At 72.4% G+C, this 21,854-nt stretch carries 16 protein-coding genes; 15 read left to right on the forward strand and 1 reads right to left on the reverse strand.

The features are described 5' to 3' along the window. The 15 genes from FL311_RS44210 to FL311_RS25295 form a co-directional block, all read left to right on the forward strand. Positions 1-537, forward strand: a 537-nt coding sequence (locus FL311_RS44210; protein WP_194869359.1) for a phage baseplate protein, incomplete at its 5' end; no start/stop codon positions are given. A 956-nt stretch (positions 538-1,493) separates the two neighbouring features. Continuing rightward, on the forward strand, positions 1,494-1,925 hold the full coding sequence (locus tag FL311_RS25230) for a hypothetical protein (RefSeq protein ID WP_141328745.1): 432 nt from the start codon (positions 1,494-1,496) through the stop codon (positions 1,923-1,925). 522 nt (positions 1,926-2,447) lie between these two features. Next, on the forward strand, positions 2,448-3,650 hold the full coding sequence (locus tag FL311_RS25235; RefSeq protein WP_141328747.1) for a DUF4255 domain-containing protein: 1,203 nt from the start codon (positions 2,448-2,450) through the stop codon (positions 3,648-3,650). Beyond that, positions 3,647-5,629 (forward strand): ATP-binding protein, encoded by a 1,983-nt coding sequence (locus FL311_RS25240; protein ID WP_141328749.1) that lies wholly within the window; start codon positions 3,647-3,649, stop codon positions 5,627-5,629. Before FL311_RS25235 ends, FL311_RS25240 begins: the two co-directional genes overlap by 4 nt. Beyond that, entirely contained in the window at positions 5,626-5,898 is a 273-nt protein-coding gene (locus tag FL311_RS25245) for a hypothetical protein (RefSeq protein WP_141328751.1), read from the forward strand. The genes FL311_RS25240 and FL311_RS25245 overlap by 4 nt, the downstream gene beginning before the upstream one ends. Beyond that, a complete protein-coding gene (locus tag FL311_RS25250) occupies positions 5,895-6,536 on the forward strand; it encodes a hypothetical protein (protein ID WP_141328753.1) in 642 nt (213 codons plus the stop codon). Before FL311_RS25245 ends, FL311_RS25250 begins: the two co-directional genes overlap by 4 nt. 26 nt (positions 6,537-6,562) lie before the next feature. Continuing rightward, positions 6,563-6,853, forward strand: coding sequence for a hypothetical protein (locus FL311_RS25255; protein ID WP_046712450.1), 291 nt, complete (start codon positions 6,563-6,565; stop codon positions 6,851-6,853). A gap of 7 nt (positions 6,854-6,860) precedes the next feature. Beyond that, positions 6,861-8,003, forward strand: coding sequence for a hypothetical protein (locus FL311_RS25260; RefSeq protein ID WP_141328755.1), 1,143 nt, complete (start codon positions 6,861-6,863; stop codon positions 8,001-8,003). Next, positions 8,000-8,548 carry a phage baseplate assembly protein V gene (locus tag FL311_RS25265; RefSeq protein WP_141328757.1) on the forward strand — a complete coding sequence of 183 codons (549 nt, stop codon included), beginning with the start codon at positions 8,000-8,002 and terminating at the stop codon, positions 8,546-8,548. The genes FL311_RS25260 and FL311_RS25265 overlap by 4 nt, the downstream gene beginning before the upstream one ends. A gap of 2 nt (positions 8,549-8,550) precedes the next feature. Further along, positions 8,551-8,874 carry a hypothetical protein gene (locus tag FL311_RS25270; protein ID WP_141328759.1) on the forward strand — a complete coding sequence of 108 codons (324 nt, stop codon included), beginning with the start codon at positions 8,551-8,553 and terminating at the stop codon, positions 8,872-8,874. A gap of 3 nt (positions 8,875-8,877) precedes the next feature. Continuing rightward, positions 8,878-9,234, forward strand: coding sequence for a GPW/gp25 family protein (locus tag FL311_RS25275; protein ID WP_141328761.1), 357 nt, complete (start codon positions 8,878-8,880; stop codon positions 9,232-9,234). Between the two features lies 1 nt (position 9,235). Continuing rightward, positions 9,236-11,836 carry a putative baseplate assembly protein gene (locus tag FL311_RS25280; RefSeq protein ID WP_141328763.1) on the forward strand — a complete coding sequence of 867 codons (2,601 nt, stop codon included), beginning with the start codon at positions 9,236-9,238 and terminating at the stop codon, positions 11,834-11,836. Then, complete coding sequence (locus tag FL311_RS25285; protein WP_141328765.1) at positions 11,833-14,412, forward strand: putative baseplate assembly protein; 2,580 nt, start codon at positions 11,833-11,835, stop codon at positions 14,410-14,412. The genes FL311_RS25280 and FL311_RS25285 overlap by 4 nt, the downstream gene beginning before the upstream one ends. Continuing rightward, positions 14,409-16,598, forward strand: a complete 2,190-nt coding sequence (locus FL311_RS25290; RefSeq protein ID WP_141328767.1) for a hypothetical protein — start codon at positions 14,409-14,411, stop codon at positions 16,596-16,598. The genes FL311_RS25285 and FL311_RS25290 overlap by 4 nt, the downstream gene beginning before the upstream one ends. A 9-nt stretch (positions 16,599-16,607) precedes the next feature. Next, positions 16,608-20,663 (forward strand): DUF6519 domain-containing protein, encoded by a 4,056-nt coding sequence (locus tag FL311_RS25295; RefSeq protein ID WP_141328769.1) that lies wholly within the window; start codon positions 16,608-16,610, stop codon positions 20,661-20,663. A 411-nt stretch (positions 20,664-21,074) separates the two neighbouring features. Here FL311_RS25295 and FL311_RS25300 read toward each other — a convergent pair whose 3' ends face one another. Further along, positions 21,075-21,806 (reverse strand): hypothetical protein, encoded by a 732-nt coding sequence (locus FL311_RS25300; RefSeq protein ID WP_141328771.1) that lies wholly within the window; start codon positions 21,804-21,806, stop codon positions 21,075-21,077. Between the last annotated feature and the right edge of the window lie 48 nt (positions 21,807-21,854).

The raw sequence follows: 21,854 nt of genomic DNA on the forward strand, positions 1-21,854 counted from the left end.
ATCTGGGGGCTGGTGGCGTGTCCGCGGTGCGCAGAGCAGGTGGAGCTGGCGTTCGAGGTGGGGGACATCCGTGTCCCCACGGCGGCGGCGCCGGAGGTGCTGGAGGTGGAGCGGGCGGGCCACGTGGTGCGGTTCCGGCTGCCGGACAGTCGGGACCTGGCGGCGCTGGCGACGGGGCGGGAGCCGGCGGGGCCCGGGCAGATGCTGGCGCGGTGCGTGGTGGAGGCCCGTCGAGAGGGGGCGCACGTGGAGGTGCGGGAGCTGCCGGAGGACGTGGTGGGTGCCATCAGCTCGGCGATGGAGGCCGCGGATCCGCAGGCCCGCGTGGAGCTGGCCACGACGTGTCCCGGCTGTGGCCATGGCTGGGCGGCGGGGTTCGACATCGCGGAGTTCCTGTGGCGCGAGGTGGAGGCGTGGGCGCAGCGGCTGCTGCGTGACGTGCACACGCTGGCGAGCCTGTATGGCTGGTCCGAGGAGCACATCCTCGCGATGAGCCCCTGGAAGCGGCAGCGCTACCTGGAGCTGGTGGGGCGATGAGCGACTACTTGAGCCATCTGGTGGCCCGGCAGGTCCGCCCCACGGAGGGAGTCCGGCCTCGGAGTGCGTCGTACTTCGCGCCCGAGTCGCGGGGGGGGGTGAGGGGGTTGGAGGAGACGTCAGGTGAAGCATCGCGTGCCCCGCTCGGCCAGGTCCGGCCTCACCACGAACCTTGGAGCGCGGTGGGCCAGGTGCTCGCCGAGCCCCTGGGCACGCAGGCCCCCAGGTCCGGAGAGGCTCGGGACGGGGTGGGTCCGCTGCTCGGCGAGCCTCGGAGCCGTGGAGGCCCTGGCGTCGGTGAGGGGCACTTCGGACGCGGGCCCGACTCGACGGAGGCCGCGTCGAGGGGTGAGAGCTCCCGTGAGCGCGCGGAGGCCCTGGTGAGCGAGGGCCCCGCGCGACACCCCGGTCCGAGCGTGTCGACGGCTTCGGCGCTGGGCCTGCGCACTGGGGAGACTCGGGTCTCGGATTCGAGGGACCGCGACACCGCGGCGGGGCTCGGGCAGTCGTCACGGAGCGCGGTGGGCACGCCACACGAGGGGCACGAAGCTCGGCATCAGCCGGGGTCTGCATGGAACAGCGCGGACGGGGCCTTCACGCGTGTACCTCGGACGAGGACGCCGGGTGCCGAGGGCGCCTTCACGCATGCACGCACGTCAGGGGAGCCAGGCGTTGCCCCGCGTGCACGGACGTCAGGGGAGCCAGGCGTTGCCCCGCGTGCACGGACGTCAGGGGAGGCGGGCATTGTTCCGCGTGCGAGAACGTCGGGGGCTGGGGGCCTCGCCTCGCGTGCGATGTCGGCGCTGGGCTCGGAGGAAACGGACGCTGGGTCACCCCTCTCTCGCTCGACGGAGCATTCCGACGAGTCGGTGGCGTCCCCGTCGCGTCACGCGCGGCGAGCTGGGGAGTTCACGCCTCGCGCGGAGCACGAGTCCTCGCGCGGCGAGGGGAACGTCGTGCCGAGGGGCATCGTGCCTCGGACCGAGTCACTTCGCGCGGCTCCCGGAGTCCACGAGGCGACGCGAGGGGACGTCACGGCCCTGGGGTTGTCCGTCGCGCTGGAGACGACACGGAGCATGGCGCGCGATTCGCTCGCGGAGGAGCAGGACCGCACGATGCGCCCCGCCTCGCCCGTTCGTCAGGCGCGCGCGCTCGCCGCGGCGCTCGACTCGGGCGAGGGCGACAGGGCGCGAGGCGGACAGGCGCCCCGAGCCGCACCGCCCTCCGTGACGCAGGCACCGGAGGCCCCGGTCATCAACGTCACCATCGGTCGCATCGAGGTGCGCGCGGTGGCGCCCGCCGCTCCCCCCAGGAGCGTGCCCGCTCGTCCCTCTGCGTCTCCGTCGCTGGAGGACTACCTCGCGCGCCGCAACGGAGGGGGCCGATGAACCGCCTCCCGCGTCGGACGATGGCCGCGCGCCACGCCCTGTGCTTCGCGCCTCGACGGCCGAACGCGCGCTCCGCGCACCTGACCTCGTCCGCACGTCATGTGTCACGGCTGTCGTCCGGGCAGGCTAGGAGCCACCTCCTCCGACCCGGAATGGCCGCACGTCATGCATCACGCCTCGCGCCTCGCCTGGGAGGTGGACGGTGAACCACCTCACTCGGCCAGTAGCCGGCACGTGCGACACCTCGCGTCTCCTGAGAGGAGAACGTCGCGCCTCGCGCAGGCGGCGGACAACGAGCCTCCTCAGTCACCCGGTGACCGGCACGTGCGACACCTCGCGTCTCCTGGGCGGAGAACGTCGTGCCTCGCGCAGGCCGCGGACAACGAGCCTCCTCAAGTCGCCCGGTGACGGGCACGTGCCAGGCTTCGCGTCTCCAGGGAGGTGGTCGATGAGCCATCGCCCTCTCTGGGTTGTTACCACCCACTGCGCCTCACGCATTGCTCCGGGCCGGGGAGGTGGACGATGAGCAACTCGCTCTCCATCGCGACGGTGACGGCGACGCTGCGCACCCTCCTGTTCAACCACCTCCAGGTGGACACGCCGGACGTCACCGTCACCACGCTGCCTCCGGACAAGGCCCGCGCCCGGGACGCCACGCACCACCAGCTCAACCTCTTCCTCTTCCAGGTCGGTCACGACGCCGCGCTCCGCAACACGACCTTCCCGCCCCACGTGAAGCCCGGCGAGTCGGGCCTCCCGCCCCTCGCGCTGCGGCTCACCTACCTGCTCACGCCCTACGCCCCGTCCGATGACGACGTGGAGAGCCACAAGCTGCTCGGCAAGGCGATGAGCGTCCTCCACGACCACCCGCTGCTCGGGTCCGAGGAGCTCCGCGTCGCCGTCCCCGGCAATGACCTCTACCGCCAGGCCGAGCGCGTGCGCATCACCTCGGAGCCGCTCTCCCTGGAGGAGCTCTCCAAGCTCTGGACCATGTTCCAGACGCAGTACCGCGTCTCCGTCGTCTACCAGGTCTCCGTCGTCCTCATCGAGAGCACCCGCCCGCGCGCGACGCCGCTCCCCGTGCTGCGCCCCGTCCTCTCCGTCCAGCCGGACACCCTGCCCCCCTTCCCCCTGCTCGAGGCCATCACGCCTCCACAGCAGCAGGCCAGCGCGCGCCTGGGGGACGTGCTCGTGCTCACCGGCCACCACCTCGCGGGCAACACCGTGGGCGTGCGCTTCCAGCATCCGCTCTGGACCACGCCGGTGACACGTCCCGCCGCCGACGTCACCGCCGCGCGGCTCACCACCTCCATCCCGAATGACGCGGTCAACTGGCCCGCGGGCACCTACGCCGTGTCCGTCATCGTCACCGACACGAACGGCGTCGAGCACGCCTCCCCCGCCCTGCCGCTCACGCTCGCCCCGCGCATCCTCTCGCTCACGCCCTCGCCCGTGCCGCGCGGCCCCGATGGCGAAATCACGCTCACCGCCACCTTCGGCCCGCGCGTCCGTCCGGACCAGCGCGTGTCCCTGCTCCTCGGTGGCCAGGAACTCCCCGCGCCCGAGCGCGTCGCCGCCGTGGACAACCTCACCTTCACCGGACGCGGGTTCAACGCGGGCGACCACCACGTCCGGCTGCGCGTGGACGGCGTGGACTCGCTCCTCATCGACCGGAGCCAGACGCCGCCCGTGTTCGACCCCACCCAGCGGGTGAGCGTCACATGAGCACCTCCGCACGGACCACCTGGCAGGAGGCCAACCAGCGTCAGCTCACCGCCGCGCTCGCGGTGGTGCGCGCGCGGCTGCTCCAGCAGGTGCGCGCGACGGGCGATGAGTCCCTCTCCGCCGAGGGGAGCGACATCGACGCCGCCCTGGCCGCGCTCGCGCAGGCGGGCTCCGCCATGCCGGCGCCCTCCGCGCTGGAGAACCTGTGCGAGACCTTCCAGCTCTCCCCCTTCGAGCGCGACATCCTGCTGTGCTGCGCGAGCGTGGAGCTGGGCACCGGCTTCGGCACGCTGTTCGCCGCCGTGAACCGGGACCCGCGGCGCCCCTGGCCCACGTTCGGCCTGGCCCTGGCGATGTTGCCGGATGCGCACTGGAGCGCCCTCACCCCCGTGGCCGCCCTGCGCCGCTGGGAGCTGCTCACCCTCGCGCCGGGGGACGGCCTCACCACGAGTCCCCTGCGCATCGACGAGCGCGTCCTCCACTACCTCACCGGCCTGTCGTACCTGGACCGCCGGCTCCAGGAGCTCGTCTCGCCCGTCCCCGAGCAGGCCACGCCGCCGCCTTCGCACCAGGAGCTCGCCGAGCGGATGTACCGACTCTGGGAGCGCGAGACGAGCGCCGCCGTCATCCAGCTGTGCGGCGTGGAGTCCGAAGGCGCGCGCGCCATCGCCAGCATGGCCTGCGCGGCCCTGGGGCTGCAGCTCCACGTCGCGCGCGCGAGCCAGCTCCCCCTCGGCGCCGAGGAGCGAGGGATGCTCGCCCGGCTCTGGGAGCGCGAGGCCCTGCTGATTGGCAGCGGCCTGCTCATCGAGTGTGACGACGGCACCAGCGCCGAGTCGCTCCGCGCCGCGAGCGCCTTCGCCGAGCAGGTGCAGGGCATGGTCATCCTCGCCGCGCGCGAGCCCATGCGCCTGAGAGGCCGCGCGTCGCTGCCGCTGGAGGTGAAGCGGCCCACGCGAGTCGAACAGCAGGTGCTGTGGACCGGGGCGCTCGGCCCCGAGGGGGTCCCCCTCAACGGCGCGCTGGAGCGAATCACCCAGCAGTTCGACCTGCCCCTGCACGCCATCCGCGCCGCCAGCCTGGAGGTGCGCGAGCAAGGCCCCTTCGACGACGAGGGCGCGCTGGGCGCGGCCCTCTGGAACGCCTGCCGCGTGCAGTCGCGTCCCCGGCTGGAGGACCTGGCGCGCCGGCTGGAGCCGACCGCGGGCTGGGAGGACCTGGTGCTCCCGCCGGACAAGAAGGCCATCCTCAAGGAGATCGCCGCCGCCGTGCGCCAGCGCACGCGCGTGTACGAGACGTGGGGCTTCGCCTCCAAGGGCGCGCGCGGCCTGGGCATCAGCGCCCTGTTCGCCGGCGCCAGCGGCACCGGCAAGACGATGGCCGCGGAGGTGCTCGCGCTGGAGCTGGGCCTGGACGTCTACCGCATCGACCTGAGCCAGGTGGTCAGCAAGTACATCGGCGAGACGGAGAAGAACCTGCGCCGCGTGTTCGACGCCGCGCAGGAGGGCGGCGCCATCCTCCTGTTCGACGAGGCCGACGCCCTGTTCGGCAAGCGCTCGGAGGTCCGCGACAGCCACGACCGCTACGCCAACATCGAGGTGAGCTACCTGCTCCAGCAGATGGAGTCGTACGGGGGCCTGGCCATCCTCACCACCAACATGAAGGACGCGCTGGACACGGCCTTCCTGCGCCGGCTGCGCTTCGTGTTGCAGTTCCCCTTCCCGGACGCCGCCCAGCGCGCGGACATCTGGCGGCGCATGTTCCCCGCCGCCACGCCGACGGAAGGCCTGGACGTCGCGCGCCTGGCCCGGCTCAGCGTCACCGGCGGCAACATCCGCACCATCGCCCTCAACGCCGCGTTCCTGGCCGCCGACGCCAACGAGCCGGTGCGGATGGCCCACCTCCAGCGCGCGGTGCGCTCGGAGTTCAGCAAGCTCGACAAGCCCTTGGCGGAGGCCGAGGTCTCGGGGTGGACATGACGACGCCACGACACATCTGCCTGCACATCGACGAGCTGGTGCTCCACGGCGTCCCCGCCTCCCACCGCGAGCAGGTGGGCGAGGCCGTGCGCGTGGAGCTGACGCGCCTGCTCACCGAGCGGGGCCTGCCCCAGGGCCTGTCCGGCGCCGTGCCGCGCGTGGACGCGGGCGCCATCCACACGAGGCCCCACGCCGCGCCCCAGTCGCTGGGCGTCCAGGTGGCGCAGGCGGTGTACGCGGGCCTGGGCCAGGGAGGACCGACGCGATGAGCTCGTTCCCTCGCACCCCGCGCACGCAGCGCGGCGCCATCGTCGGGTTGGACCCGTTCAACCCCGTCGCGAGCCTGGTGGTGTTCCAATACAACCCGGACACCATGACGCGCACGCTGACGCCCCAGATGTCGGGCGAAGGCGGGGACCGCACGGAGGCGCTCCGGCTCAAGGGCGCGCCCGTGGAGAACATCCGCGTGGAGGTGGAGATAGACGCCACGGACCAGCTCGCCCAGGGGGACGCGCTGGCCGGCAGCGTGGGCATCTACCCGCAGCTGTCCTCGCTGGAGATGCTCGTCTACCCCAAGTCCGCGCAGGTCATCCTCAACGCCGTGCTGATGCAGGTGGGCACGCTGGAGGTCGTCCCCGCCACCGCGCCGCTGACGCTCTTCGTCTGGGGCCCCAAGCGCGTGCTGCCGGTGAAGCTCACCGAGTTCACCATCACCGAGGAAGCCTTCGACCCGAACCTCAACCCCATCCGCGCCAAGGTGGCCCTGGGGCTGCGCGTGCTCTCGTACAACGATTTGCCCCTCACGCACCCCGGCTACGCCCTCTTCCTCACACACCAGGTCGTCAAGGAGGCCATGGCCGTCGTCGGCAGTGTCTCCGGCGTGGCCAACGCCTCGCTGCCTCGCTGAAGCCCCTTCGTCACCCGGGAGTCACCATGCTCGACCCCACCAGCCGCTACGCGAATCTCGAGACCGCCACCCTCACGCTGCCCGACGGGCGCGTGGCGGCCTACAAGCGCCGCCGCTTCATCCCCGCGGGCAACGCGCTCAAGGTCCTGGCCGAGGTCACCGTCACCGAGGGAGACCGGCTGGACCTGCTCACCCACCGGACGCTGGGAGACCCGGAGCACTTCTGGCGCGTGTGCGACGCCAACGACACGCTCAACCCCTTCGAGCTGATGCGGGAGACGGGCTCCGTGGTGCGTATCGCCATGCCGGAGTTCTGAGCGCGCGATGAGCCTGCTGGGAATCCATCTCACCTTGCTGGTGGGGCCCACGGTGGCGGTGCCCGCGCCCGCGTCGTTCATGGAGGCCCTCCAGAACGTGGAGGTCACCCACAACGACGAGGGCCGCTCGGGCTTCCAGCTCACCTTCGGCGTGGGCCGCGCGGGGGCCATGGACCTGCTCGACTACGGGCTGGTGGGCCACCCGCTGCTCAAGCCCATGAACCGGGTGGTGCTGCTGGTGACGTTCAACGTGGTGCCGCAGGTGCTCTTCGACGGCATCATCACCCACCGCACGCTCACGCCCTCCCATCAGCCGGGCGCCTCCACGCTCACCGTCACCGGTGAGGACATCAGCGTGGCCATGGACCTGGAGCAGAAGGTCCACGAGCACCCCGCGCAGGTGGAGCCCATCATCATCGCGCAGCTGGTGCTGGGCTACGCGCAGTACGGCCTGGTCCCCGTCATCATCCCGCCGCCCGCGCTGGACGTGCCGCTGCCCATCTACCGCACGCCCGTCTTCCGCGGCACCGACTACGCCTACCTCCAGGAGATGGCCAGCCGCTACGGCTACGTCTTCCACGTCACCCCCGGCCCCGCGCCGCTGATGAACACCGCGTACTGGGGCCCGCCCAACCGGCTGGGGATTCCGCAGCGGGCCCTGTCCGTGAACCTGGGCGCGCAGACCAACGTGGACTCGCTCGACTTCCAGTACAACGCGCTGGCGCCCACCACGGTGAAGGGCCAGGCCATCGTCTTCGGCCGCGCGCTGCCGGTGCAGACCTTCGCCAGCCTCCGCGTCCCGCCGCTGGCGAGCCAGCCCGCGCTGCTCACCCAGTCCAGCGTGCGCACGTCGCTGCTCGAAGACGTGCCGGACGGCGCGGGCTACCTCGCCGCGTTCGCTCGGGCCCAAGGTCAGACGGACGCCTCCACGGACCAGGTGCTCACGGGCACCGGGGAGCTGGACGCCACGCGCTACGGCGACGTGCTGCGTCCCCGGGGCCTGGTCGGCGTGCGCGGCGCGGGCTTCCAGCACGACGGCTTCTTCTACGTGCGCAACGTCACCCACTCCATCCGCCCCGGTGAGTACAAGCAGCGCTTCACCCTCACGCGCGAGGGTGCCGGGGCGCTCACTCCGGTGGTGCCGCCATGAGCTCCTACTTCGGGAAGTACCGCGGCGAGGTCGTCAACAACATCGACCCCCTGATGATGGGCCGCGTGCAGGTGAAGGTCCCCACCGTCCTGGGCGACAGCCAGCTGGGCTGGGCCATGCCGTGCATGCCGTACGGCGGCAGCGGCAAGGGCTTCTTCGCGGTGCCCGCGGTGGGCGCCAAGGTCTGGGTGGAGTTCGAGCGCGGGGACTTGAACTACCCCATCGTCGCCGGCTGCTTCTGGGGCGAGGGCGAGGCGCCCGCCACGCCGGGCCTGCCCACCACCAAGGTGTGGAAGACGGACGCCGTCACCGTGAAGCTCGACGACTTGCCGGGCGCGGGGGGCTTGAGCATCGAGGTGAGCCCGCCCGCGGTGCCCATGCCGCTGAAGGCGACCTTCACGGCGGCCGGCATCGAAATCAACCACGGGGGCACGGCCAAGGTGGTGCTCAGCGCCACCGGCATCGAGCTGTCGTTCGGCGCCGCCAACATCAAGCTCGGCCCCACGGGCGTCAACGTCAACAACGGCGCGCTGGAGGTCATCTAGCCATGGGAGCCTTCGTCGTCCACGTCGGAGCCACGGTGATGTGTCCGCATGGGGGCCAGGTGCAGACGATGCCCGGCAACCCGCGCGTGAAGGTGGGCGGCCAGTTCGTCGCCACCATGGCGGACCAGTACCTGGTGACGGGCTGCACCTTCCCGCCGCAGAGCGGAGGGCCGTGCGTGCAGGTGAAGTGGATGGTGCCCTCGGTGCGCGTGCGCGTGGGGGGCCAGTTCGTCATCCTGCAGAACAGCGTGGGGATGTCCCTGGGGGCCGCTCCCCTGGGGCCGCCGCAGGTGGTGATGACGCAGGTCCGCGTGAGGGGGACCTGAGCCATGCACATCGCCTTCCCCTATCGCCTGGATGGACGGGGCCGCACGGCGGACGCGGACCTGGACACGCACGTGCGGCACCTCATCGAGCAGGTGCTCTTCACCGCGCCCGGTGAGCGCGTCAACCGGCCCACCTTCGGCACGGGCCTGGGGCAGCTCGTCTTCGCGCCCAACAGCTCGGAGCTGGCCACCGCCACGCAGTTCCTGGTGCAGGGCGCGCTCCAGCAGTGGCTGGGGGACCTCATCCAGGTGGAGGCGGTGGAGACCCACAGCGAGGAGGCCTCCCTCCAGGTGACGGTGCGCTACATGGTGCGCCGCACCCAGCAGCGCCAGACGGCGCAGTTCTCACGGGAGCTCTGACATGGGCGCGCGCTACGTCTGCCAGAGCGAGCAGCGACGCCGGTTGGTGGAGGCCCACCCCACCTTCAACGGCATCGACTACCTGGAGGTCCTGGACGAGGAGGCCGCCACCCTCGAGCTGGAGCGCCAGCGCACGCTGTGGGTGCGCTGCTACAAGCCGCTGCCGGCCACCATCAGCGCGGACAACGTCGGAATCACGGGCGGCGTGCGCCTGAAGGACATCGGCGTCGCGCTCGCGTTCCGCATGGACCAGCCGCCGCCGGACCCGCGCACCACCCAGGCCGAGCGCGACGAGTACGCGCGGCGCGTGGCGCTGGACGTGGAGCACGGCACGACGGAGACGCAGCAGACGCTGGTGGTGCGCACCACGTCCTCCGGCGACTTCTCCACGTACACGCTCGCGCTCCTGCGAGGCTTCCTGGACACGGTGCCGCTGGAGGGCTTCGACGCCCTGCTGTCCCGCGTGGACTTCACCTTCAAGGTGGAGTGCCCCAGCGAGTTCGACTGCGCCCCGCCGAAGTCCGCCGTCACGCCGGACGGCGTGGACCCGACCCTCGACTACCTCACGCGCGACTACGCCAGCTTCCGGCGGCTGCTCCTCGACCGGCTGTCGGAGGTGGCGCCGCAGTGGAAGGAGCGCAACCCCGCGGACCTGGGCGTGACGCTGGTGGAGCTGATGGCCTACTCGGCCGACTATCTCAGCTACTACCAGGACGCGGTCGCCACCGAGGCGTACCTGGGCACCGCGCGCAAGCGCACCTCCGTGCGCCGTCACGCGAGGCTGCTCGACTACCCCATGCACGACGGCGGCAACGCCCGCGCGTGGGTGACGGTGAGCCTCACGCCCGATGCCGAGGGCACGCCGCTGGCCGGCCCCACCGAGGTGACGCCCGGCACGGTGTTCCTCACCACCGTGGACGCGCCCCGCGTGGTGGACGCCCGGCAGCTCCAGGCCGCCATCGTCTCCGGCGCGGAGGTGTTCGAGTCGCTCCACCCCACCACGCTCCACTCGGGCCACGGCCGCATCACCTTCCACACCTGGGGCGAGGACCGCTGCTGCCTGCCCCGGGGCGCCACGGCGGCCACGCTGCTCAACCCGCCCTCGCCCGCGGACCCGACGAAGAAGACCTTCACGCCGGAGAACTTCGCCGCGGGCAAGGTGCTCATCCTGGAGGAGGCGCGCGGCGCCTCCACGGGGCGCGCCGTGGACGCGGACCCGTCCCGCCGCCACGCGGTGCGGCTGACGCAGGTGGCCTTCGGCGAGGACCCGCTGCTCGGCGTGGACGTGGTGGAGGTGTCCTGGCACACCGAGGACGCGCTGCCCTTCGAGCTGTGCCTGTGGACCGTCACCGTCCCGCACGACTCCACCGGGGAGAAGGAGGACGTGCCCGGCCAGCCCGCGCCAGTGAGCGTGGCGCGCGGCAACGTGGTGCTGGTGGACCATGGGCGCACGCTGACAGAGGAGCTGCCCGCCGTGCCCGAGACGGGAGGCTACCGTCCCCGCCTGTCGCGCGGCCCGCTCACCCAGGTGTCGCGGGTGGAGGGCGGCCGCGCGGTGGACCCCACGGCGTCCGCCACCGCCGCGCTGCGCTCCGCGCCGGAGGAGTCCCTGCCCGCGCTCTGGCTGCGCGAGGCGGAGAGCGGCCGCGTCTGGGTGCCGCGCCGCACGCTGCTCAACAGCGGCCGATTCAGCCGGGAGCTGGTGGCCGAGGTGGAGGACGACGGCCGGGCCCGCCTGCGCTTCGGAGACAACGTGCTCGGCGAGCGCCCCGGCGCCGGGGTGGGGATGACGGCCACGTACCGCATCGGCAACGGCGGCGCGGGCAACGTGGGCGCGGAGTCGATTTCGCATGTGTACTCGCCCGTGGGCGGCGCGTGGCGCGACGGCATCCTCCGCGTGCGCAACCCGCTGCCGGCGCAGGGCGGCGTGGAGCCGGAGGCCGTGGAGCGGGTGCGCATCGACGCGCCGGAGGCCTTCCGCATCCAGCAGCGCGCGGTGACGGAGGAGGACTACGCGGAGGTGGCCCAGCGCCACCCCGAGGTGCAGCGCGCGGTGGGCAGCCTGCGGTGGACGGGGAGCTGGCACACCATGTTCATCACCGTGGACCGACGCGGCGGCTTCCCGGTGGACGCGGACTTCTCCGAGCGGCTCACCACCTTCCTGGAGCGCTTCCGGCTGGCCGGGTACGACCTGCGCGTCGACGCGCCCCTCTTCGTCCCGCTGGACATCGCGATGACGGTCTGCGTGCTGCCGGGCTACCTGGCCGCCAACGTGAAGGCCGCGCTGCTGGAGGTCTTCGGCAACGGGGAGCTTCCCGATGGCCGTCGCGCGTTCTTCCACCCGGACAACTTCACCTTCGGCGAGCCGGTGTACCTGAGCCAGCTGGTGGCCACGGCGATGAAGGTCCCCGGCGTGGCGTGGGTGGAGACGGAGGACGCGCCGGGCAAGCCGCAGCGCTTCCGGCGCTTTGGGCAGGTGCCTCGCGACGAGTGGAAGAACGGGCTCATCGCCATGGACCGGCTGGAGATTGCGCGGCTCGACAATGACCCGAGCCAGCCGGAGAACGGCAAGCTCGACTTCTACATGCAGGGGGGCCTGTGAGCACGTCCATCAAGGGCTCGGGGGACTGCGACGCGTGCGAGGCGCAAGGCGCGACGGAGGCGGCGCCGCTGTACAACCGCCCCGGCCAGCCCGCGCTCGCGTACCGCATCGGCACGCACTCCAGCTTCTTCCAGCGGATGCTCGCGCGCCTGCCGCGGGAGTTCCTGCCGGACGGGGAGTTCGCCGGCACCCGGCCGCTGGCGGCGCTGTCCACGCGTGGCACCGAGGATTTGTCCATCGCGATGCTGGACGCGTGGGCCACGGCCGCCGACGTGCTGACCTTCTACCAGGAGCGCATCGCCAACGAGGGCTTCCTGCGCACCGCCACGGAGCGGCGCTCGGTGCTGGAGCTGGCGCGGCAGCTCGGCTACGAGCTCAAGCCTGGCGTCGCCGCGAGCACGTACCTGGTCTTCACCGTGGAGACGGCGCCTGGCGCGCCCTCGCGCGTCCAGGTGCCGGTGGGCGTGCAGGTGCTCAGCATCCCCGGCCAGGACGCGCGGCCCCAGACGTTCGAGACCACCGAGGCGCTGGAGGCGCGCGCGGAGTGGAACCTGCTCCGGGTGCCCAGGACGCAAGCCCAGCCGCTGATGCGCGGGGAGAGCACGCTGTACCTGCGCGGCCTGCAGCCCGGCATCCAGCCCGGCGACGCGCTCCTGCTCGTGGGCGAGGAGCGCGAGCGCCAGCCGGGCAGCGAGCAGTGGGACCTGCGCTGGGTCAAGACCGTCACCCAGGTGTCGAACCCGAAGGAGCCCGAGCTCAACCACACCGTGGTGACGTGGGAGCCGGGGCTGGGCAGCGAGTCGCCGCGCATGGACCCGGCGGACCACCCGCGCGCCTTCGTGCTGCGGCTGCGCGGCAACCTGTTCGGCTACAACGCGCCGTCCTTCAAGGCGATGCCGGACGACATCAAGCAGCGCTACAACCCGAACTACCGCCCCGGCGACGCGCGCTTCACCCAGTGGCCCCAGTTCGAGAACACCACCGCGGTGCAGGGAATCGTGGACCTGGACCGCGAGTACCCCACGCTGGTGCACGGCAGCTGGGTGGCGCTCTGGAAGTCGCGCTACGTGGAGCTCTACCGCATCACCGACATCCAGCCCTGGGCGCGTGAAGACTTCACGATGACCGCCAAGGTGACGCGGCTGACGTTCGACACCAACGAGCACCTGTCCTACTTCCCGCTGCGCAGCACCGTCGTGCTCGCGCAGAGCGAGGAGCTGCCCATCGGCGAGATGCCGCGGACGGACGCGGTGCAGGGCGACGCCATCGAGCTGGACCGCGCCGTGGCGGGCCTGGAGCCCAAGCACGTGCTGCTCATCGAGGGCAGGACGCTCGTGGACGGGCAGTCGGGCGAGTGGCTGCGGCAGGTGGTGGCGTTGGACCGCGCGGAGGCGCTCCCGGACGGACGCACGCGGCTGGTGCTCCAGGAGCCCCTGGCCGCGCCGCTCGCGCGCGACACGGTGCTCATCCACGGCAACGTGGCGCCCTCCACGCACGGCGAGACGGTGCGCGAGGTGCTGGGCGGCGGTGACGGCTCGCGCACGCATCAGCGCTTCGTGCTGCGCAAGCCGCCGCTCACCTACGTGGCCGCGCCCACCGACACCGGCGGAGAGAGCACGCTGGAGATTCGGGTGAACGGCGTGCTGTGGAAGGAGGTGCCCACGCTCTTCGGCCAGGACGAGCGCGCCGAGGTCTACATGGTGCGCCTGCAGGACGACGGCACGGTGGTGGTGACGTTCGGCGACGGCGTGTCCGGCGCGCGCCTGCCCACGGGCCAGGAGAACATCACCGCGGTGTACCGCTCCGGCATCGGCCCGGAGGGCGAGGTGGACTCCGGGCAGCTCGCGCTGCTCAAGGTGCGCCCGCTGGGCATCCGCGAGGTGGGCAACCCGCTGCCCGCCACCGGGGCCGCCGCGCCGGAGTCGCGGGACGAGGCGCGCGACAACGCCCCCGCGTCGGTGCTGACGCTGCGCCGCGTGGTGTCGCTGCAGGACTACGAGGACTTCGCCTCCACCTTCGCGGGCATCGGCAAGGCCCAGGCCGCGGACCTCACCAACGGCGAGCGCATCCTCGTGCACGTCACCGTGGCGGCGAACAACGGCGAGCCGGTGGAGCCGGGCACCCAGCTGCACGAGAGCCTGGAGGAGGCCCTGCGCGCGCACCACGACCCGGTGCGCCAGTTCGCGCTCTCCTCCTACGAGCGGCTCTACTTCGCCGTGGAGGCCCGGCTGCGGCTGGACACTCGCTACCTGTCCGAGGACGTGCTCGCCCGGGCGGAGGCCGCGCTGCGCGAGGCGTTCTCCTTCGAGCGGCGCCAGTTCGCCCAGGCGGTGAGCGGCGCGGAGGTCATCCGCGTCCTCCAGGACGTGCCGGGCGTGGTGATGGTGGACCTGGAGCGGCTGCACCCGACGACGCCCTTCATCCCGGAGCAGAAGCTGTTCTCGGTGATTCGCGCGCGCGGCGCCCGCTGGGAGCGCACGCTCCTGCGGCCCGCGCAGCTGCTCCTGCTGGACCCGTCGCTCCAGGGTGAGCGGCGGGGCGTGACGCTGGTGCACGACCTGGAGGTGAGCCCGTGACGCCCTCGCCCAGGGACAGGCTGTACAAGCTGCTGCCCGCCATCCACCGCGCCAAGGACACGCTGCAGGGCGAGCCGTTGCGCGCGCTCCTGGCCATCATGGAGCACGAGCTGGTGGCGCTCGAGGAGGACATCGGCCAGCTGCATGACAACTGGTTCATCGAGACGTGCCAGGAGTGGGTGGTGCCGTACATCGGCGACCTGCTCAAGGTGCGCGACCTGGTGCCCGTGGACCCGGGCCTCTTCAGCCAGCGCGCCTACGTGGCCAACACCCTGGCGTACCGGCGCCGCAAGGGCACCGCGGCCATGCTGGAGCAGCTCGCGCGCGACGTGACGGGCTGGCCCGCGCGCGCCGTGGAGTTCTTCCAGCGCGTGGGCACGACGCAGTACCTCAACCACCCGCGCCTGACGAGCCTGCGCACGCCGGACCTGCGCGACGCCAACGCGCTGGAGCGGGTGGGCACCCCGTTCGAGGACGCCACGCGCACCGTGGACGTGCGCCACATCGACAACCAGCGCGGCCAGCACAACCTGCCCAACGTGGGCCTCTTCCTGTGGCGGCTGGAGTCCTATCCCGTCGTGCTCGCGCCCGCGTACCGGGTGCTCCCGGCCTCCGAGCCCGGCGCCACCGGGGAGGGGCTCTTCCGCTTCGACGCGCTCGGCTGCGACACGCACCTGTTCAACCTGCCGCAGTCGGAGACGACGCTCAGCTCGCTGGCCGGGGAGCTCAACGTGCCGACGCCGCTGCGCCGCCGGCCGCTGTACGACGAGCTGGAGGCCCGCCGCGCCGCGCTCGCCCGGGGCCAGACGCCCGAGCAGCGCTACTTCGGCGCCACCCCGCCCTTCACGCTCCACCTGGACGCGGGGCCCGGCGCGTTCGAGGCCATCTCCCCGGACGAGGTCCTCATCTGTGACCTGTCCACCTGGCACCGCCCGCCCGCCACGCTGCCCTACCCGCCGTTGGACCCGAGCCTGCCGCCGGTGGACCGGAGCATCCGCGTCGCGGTGGACCCGGTGAACGGGCGGCTCGCCTTCGCCGAGGGGCTGCCGGTGCCCACGGCGCTGTCGGTCAGCTACGCGTATGGCTTCAGCAGCGAGGTGGGCGGCGGCTTCTATGACCGCCAGGAGACGCTGCTCCCGCTGGAGCAGCGCGGCGCCTGGCGCGTCGACACGCGCGTGGGCCCCTACACCACGCTCGCCTCGGCCTTGGGCGCGAGCAGCGCCAGCGGGGACGCGCTGGTGGAGGTGCTCGACAGCGAGCGCTACCCGCTGGCCACGCTGGACGTGGCGGCGGGCTCGCGGCTGGAGCTGCGGGCCGCCAACCTCCAGCGCCCCGTCATCGACCTGCAGGGCGGCCGGGGGCTGATACGACTGGGAGAGGGTGCCACGCTGGTGCTCAGCGGACTGCTCGTGCGCGGCGGCGTGCTGGAGGTGCAGGCGGCGGACAACGCCACGCTGGACTTGCGCCACTGCACGCTCGTGCCCGGACAGGACCTGCTGCCGGGCGGCCAGCCGCGCACCACCGAGCCGAGCCTGGTGGTGAAGGGCGAGAAGGACGGCGACTGCACCGTGCTCCTGCATCGCTGCATCACCGGCCCCGTGCGCACCGGCCGCGCCACCGTGCTGCGGCTGGAGGACTGCATCGTGGATGGGCTGGGAGGCCCCGCGCTCCAGGGCCTGCCGACACCTCCGGGGCCGCTGCTCCCCGAGGAGGAGGACCTGGAGGCGGAGGGCCTCACGGGCACGCTCCACGTGCTCGCCAGCACGGTGCTCGGCGCCGTGGAGACCACGGTGCTGGAGCTGGCCAGCGACAGCCTCTTCACGGGCAGGGTGAACGTGGTGCAGCGGCAGAAGGGCTGCATGCGCTTCTGCTACGTGCCGCCCGGCTCGCACGTGCCCCAGCGCTTCCGCTGCCAGCCCGCGTACGCGGAAGGGACGCCCGAGGAGGTGCGGCTCGAGATCGAGCGGCGCGTGAAGCCCGTCTTCACGTCGGACCGCTACCTGGAGCCGGGCTACTGCCAGCTCCGCGACGACACCGATTCGGGCATCCGCCGGGGTGCCAGTGACGAGGGGGAGATGGGCGTGTTCCACCACCTCCAACAACCGCAGCGCGAGGCCAACCTGCGCGCCAGCCTGACCGACTACCTGCGCTTCGGACTCGAGGCCGGGTTCTTCTTCGTGACCTGAGGAGACGCCATGAAGGGCGATTTCAGCCGGAACACCTTCCGGCCCGCGAAGCACTACTCCACCGTGCGGATGCAGCAGGGACGCGTCCAGCTGGACGCCGACTGGAACGAGCACGTCGACATCCAGCAGTACCTGGACCAGACGACGCGCCGGGACGTCATCGGCCACAGCGGGACACCCCAGGAGCCCGGCACGCCCGCCGAGCAGACGGGGTTCGCCCTCTTCACGCAGGGCACCCGCCCCTTCGTGCGCGCCGGGCGATACTACGTGGAGGGCGTCCTCTGCGAGAACGAGCAGGCGGTGGCGCTGGACGCCCAGCCGGACCTGCCCGGCTTCACGCTGCCGGTGGCGCACGGGCGCTACCTGGCCTTCCTCGACGTGTGGCAGCGCCACGTCACCGCGCTGGAGGACCCGGAGCTGCGCGAGGTGGCGCTGGGCGGCCCGGACTCCGCCACGCGCACCCGCACGGTGTGGCAGGTGCGGCTGCTGCGGCTCACGGGCACGAACGCCTCCGGCCCCATCGAGGGTGTGCCCTGCCACACCTTCGGCACCCCGGAGTGGCTGCCCGAGGAGCTGACCAGCACCGGCACGCTCGCGGCGCGCGGCGAGCCCGAGCAGGTCAGCGACAACCCCTGCATCGTCGCGGCCGAGGCGGGCTACCGCCGGCTGGAGAACCAGCTCTACCGGGTGGAGGTGCACCGCGGCAACACGGGCGGCGGCACGGCCACCTTCAAGTGGTCGCGCGACAACGGCATCCTCTTCACCCAGGTGGAGTCGGTGGATGTCCTCAACCGGCGCATGGTGGTGACCGAGCCAGGCAAGGACGGCTACCGGCGCTTCCAGCCCAACCAGTGGCTGGAGCTGACCACCGAGGAGCGCGTGCTGCGCGGCGAGCCCGGTGAGCTCATCCGCGTGGAGGCGATGACGGGCAACCGCATCACCATCGACGCGGCGACGTGGCCGGCCACGCTGCCCTCCGGCGCGCTCACCGTGCGCGGCTGGGACAACGTGGGCCCCGCGGGCGCGCTGGACATCGTCCCCGCTCCGGCGGACCCGTCCTTGGGGTGGACCTCCCTGGAGAGCGGCGTGCAGGTGCGCTTCACCGCGGGCCGCTACCGCACGGGCGACTACTGGCTCATCCCCGCGCGCACGGTGACGCGCAACGTGCTGTGGCCCCAGGACGGAGGGCTGCCCGCCTCCGAGCCCGCCCACGGCATCCGTCACCACTACTGCGCGCTGGCCGTGCTGGAGCGCAACTCCGACGGCTGGCACGTGCACGACTGCCGCAACCTGTTCCCCCCGCTCACCGAGCACAAGATGCTGGTGTACGCGGGCGGCGACGGCCAGGAGGTGCTGCCCGCCCGTCCGCCCGCGCCGCCCAGCCGGCTCGCCAGGCCCCTGCGCGCGGGCGTGTTCAACGGGCGGCTTCCCGTGGTGGGCGCGCGCGTCCAGTTCAGCGTGGTGCTGTCCGAGGGCCAGGGCACCGTGGCGGACGTCCACCTGCCGGACGACGCGCGGACGACGATTGTCGTCTACACCGATGCCAGCGGCATCGCGGAGGTCTTCTGGACGCCGGCCATCGACGGCTGGCAGACGGAGAATGACCCCCGGCACAGCCAGGTGGTCGAGGCCCGGCTGCTGGACCACGGGAACGAGGCCATCCACGCGCCGCTGCGCTACTTCGCGAGCCTGAGCGTCGCGTCCAAGGTGGCGTACGACCCGGACGACGCGCAGGAGATCCTCAACGACACGCACACCGTCCAGGAGGCGCTGGACACGCTGAGCCGGCAGCTGGTGCTCACGTACGAGGGCGGTGACGGCCAGGAGGTGCTCCCCGGCGAGCGGCTGCCGCATCCGCTGCGCGTGGGCGTGGCCCGTCACCAGCGCCGCGCGGCGAACCAGTCGGTCCGCTTCCGGGTGCTCAGCGGCGCCGGCGGCCAGTACACCGGCGTGCGACTGGCCGGCTCGAACAACCCGTGGACGGAGAGCATCGTCGTCACCACCGGCGACGACGGCCTCGCGCTGGTGGAGTGGCTGCCCAACCCCAACGACGTCACCCAGCAGGTGGAGGCGCGGCTCCTGGTGTCCGAGGGCGGCCCGCTCGTCGAGGCCCACCTGCCCCTGGTATTCACCGCGCGCCTGAGCCTGGCGAGCCGGGTGGCCTACCAGGCCGGCGGGTGCCAGACGCTGCTGAACGCGGACACGGTGCAGGAGGCGCTCGACACGCTGTGCCGCCAGCGCACGTTCCTGTACCTGGGCGGAGACGGCCAGGAGGGCGCGCCGCTGCAGGAGTTGCCCACGCCGCTCATGGTCGCGGTGATGCAGGGAGAGAACCCGGTCGCCAACGCGCTCGTGCACTTCCGCATCCTCCAGGTCGCCGATGGCGCCAGGCTCCGCCCCGCCGAGGGGACGGGCACGCCCGGCGCGTCGCTGCTGGTGCGCACCAACGCACAGGGCATCGCCGCCGCGCTGTGGACGCTGTCGAACGCGCCGACACAGCGGGTGTCCGCCCAGCTGGTGGAGGACGCCCAGACGCCCACGCGGGTGCCGCCCATCCTGTTCAACGCGCGCTCCACCGTCTCCGTCGCGGCCGAGCCCTCGGTCAAGGTCACGCGCGTGGAGATGGCCACCAACTCCGAGCTCGTCATCGAGAACGACAGCGTCGTGGAGTTCGACCCCTTCGGCGTGCTGAGCCAGGGCATCCGCATCATCTGCAGCGAGGAGCTGGCGCCGCTCATGTCGCCCGCGGGCGCGCCGCTGCCGCTCCCCCGCCCCGTGGTGTCGGTGTCGGTGGAGACCAACTACCCGCTGACCACCCACGACTCGACGTGGTGGCGCGAGCAGATGGGCCGGCTGGTGGGCATCGTCGGTCATCAGACCTTCGAGCTGCGCGGCGAGGCGCGCATCTTCGGCACGGACATCGTCTGGGTGCCCGCGCTGGAGTCCTACCGGTGGCTCAACCAGCTGCGCGTCTACGACACCGAGGACCGCGCGAACCCCCGCCTGCTCATGAAGCTGCGCATCCGGGGCGGCTACATCCACTCGCGCGACGGCAGCCGCGTCATGGATGGCGAGGTGATTTCGCGCTCGCTGTCGCAGCGCTTCGCCGCGGGCCTCCCCAACCGGGGCGATGGTCGACAGGGCGGTGATTTCGAACTGTGGTTCTGGATTCGCAGCTTCACCAGCTCGCCGCCGGGAATCGCTCCGGGGACGCTCGGCCCGCGCACGCCCACCGCGTCCAGCACCGTGACGTCCGCGCTGGAGCAGCCGTGGGGGCTGGCGCGGGACGCGAAGCGGCAGGAGCTGCTCGTGGCGGACACCGGCGCCAACGCCGTGGCGCGCCTGAGCCTGGAGAACCACGCCGCGGTGGGGAGGCTCGAGGAGGGCCTGGAGCAGCCCACGGCCCTGGTGCTGGACGCGCGGCGCGACGAGCTCTACGTCGCCAACGCGGGCGGCGACTCGGTGGCCGTCTTCCGCCATGACGACAAGGGCGGCTTCCAGCCCGCGCGAGTGCTCGCCGGGAAGAAGACGGGGCTGAGCGGACCGCTGGGTCTGGCGCTCGACGCGGAGCACCAGCGCCTCTTCGTGGCCGGCGCGGGCAAGGGCCAGGCGACGGGGCTGACGTCCGGGCCCAAGGGAGGACGTGGCGCGTACCTCGCCCTCTTCGACGCGCAGGCCCAGGGCGACACGGCGCCACGCGCGCGGTGGACGGGCGAGCAGCTCAAGCTCAACCGGGCCGCGGGGCTCGCGTGGGACGCGGTCCACGAGGAGCTCTACGTCGCCGACTACGGCTCGGACGCGGTGGCCGTGTACTCGCTGGCGTCGCTGCTCGACACCAAGGCGGCGGCCGTGAAGCCCTTGCGCGTGCTCCAGGGCAAGGCGACGGGGCTGTCGCAGCCCACGGGCGTGTCGCTGGATGCCTCCGGCGAGGAGCTGTGGGTGGCCAACGCGCGCACGAACAGCATCACCGTCTACGCGCGGGACGCGGCGGGGAACACCGCGCCGCTGCGCACGGTGGAGGCGCCCTCGGAGTCGGGCAAGCGCCTGCGGGCCGTGCTGCCCTGAACGCAAGAAGGGCCCGGAGCCAGGTCCCCGGGCCCTTCGCGACGACGGACCGCCGCCTCAGCGCGCGCGGGGCATCGTGGCCTTCAGCTCGGCCACGCTCCGCCAGCTCCGCCCGCAGCGCGTCCACCTCCGCGTCGCGCTCGCGCAGCTGCCGGGTGCGCCGCTCCAGCGCCTGGATGGCGACCATGTTGACGCCGTCGATGTCGAGCATGCCGATGCTGGTGTCATCCGTGCCCAGCTCTTCGCGGGCGGCGCATCGTCCCCACAGCCCACGGCGCCCAACGCCAGGGCTCCCAGCGTGGCACACAGCATTCGCGCCTTCACGTCGTCTCCTGGCTCACGGCGGCGGGCCGGCGGCTGACCGCGCTCGGCTCGAGCCCTTCGGCAGGGTGTGACTTTTTCACGGCGCGCTCACCGGGCAATCGGACGCACCGGAGGCACGCAGCGATTCACGCTGTACGGCCGGACCCACGCGCACCACTCGGGCTGCCCCGACGAAGACCAGGAGATATCGAGGTCCGATGAATCACCGTTTTCAACCTCACCGACCCAGGTCTCCAGCAGCTTCGAGCCTTCTTTCGGGCTCCAGCGATACAGCTCGATGGGCGCCTCACCGCGCGTCCCCGACACGATGAACGCCAGCGAGTCACCGGGGCCACAGGACAGCCGGGGCACGGCCCTGAGCCCCCGGTGCAGCACGGCGCGCTGAGCGGCCCCGTCCGGGGCGAACCACACGGCCTCCAGCGTGGTACCCAGCAAGCCCTGCGCGCTTCCGAAGTCCGCCAGGGGCGAGGACACCACCAGCCGCGTGTCACCGCACCACGCGCGCTTCGAGGTGTGCGGCGGGAAGCGGAGCATGACGCCCCCGGAGCCCAGGTCCACGAGCGAGCTGGAGCCATCCAGTTGCCCGACCAGGGCCCGCGTGGCGCTGGGGTTCGCCTCGACAAAGGTGACCTGCTCGAAGCGGACCGCGCCCGCGCGCAGCACGGAGTCCGCGCGACAGGAGTTGTTCTCCCAGTCGAGCCACTCGCACGAGCGCTGGTGCGTGAGCTCCGCGGGGCCCACCTTCTCGGTGCGTGGGGCTTCCTGGCGCCGACAAGCGCCCATCGTCAGGAGCAACAGCACGAACAGCGCGGAGCGCATATGGCCTCGGGGAGCCCGGAGAGCAAAGGAGTCTAGCAGGCCCCCGCC

The organism is Myxococcus sp. AB025B, assembly GCF_006518215.1.
GTDB lineage: Bacteria > Myxococcota > Myxococcia > Myxococcales > Myxococcaceae > Myxococcus > Myxococcus fulvus.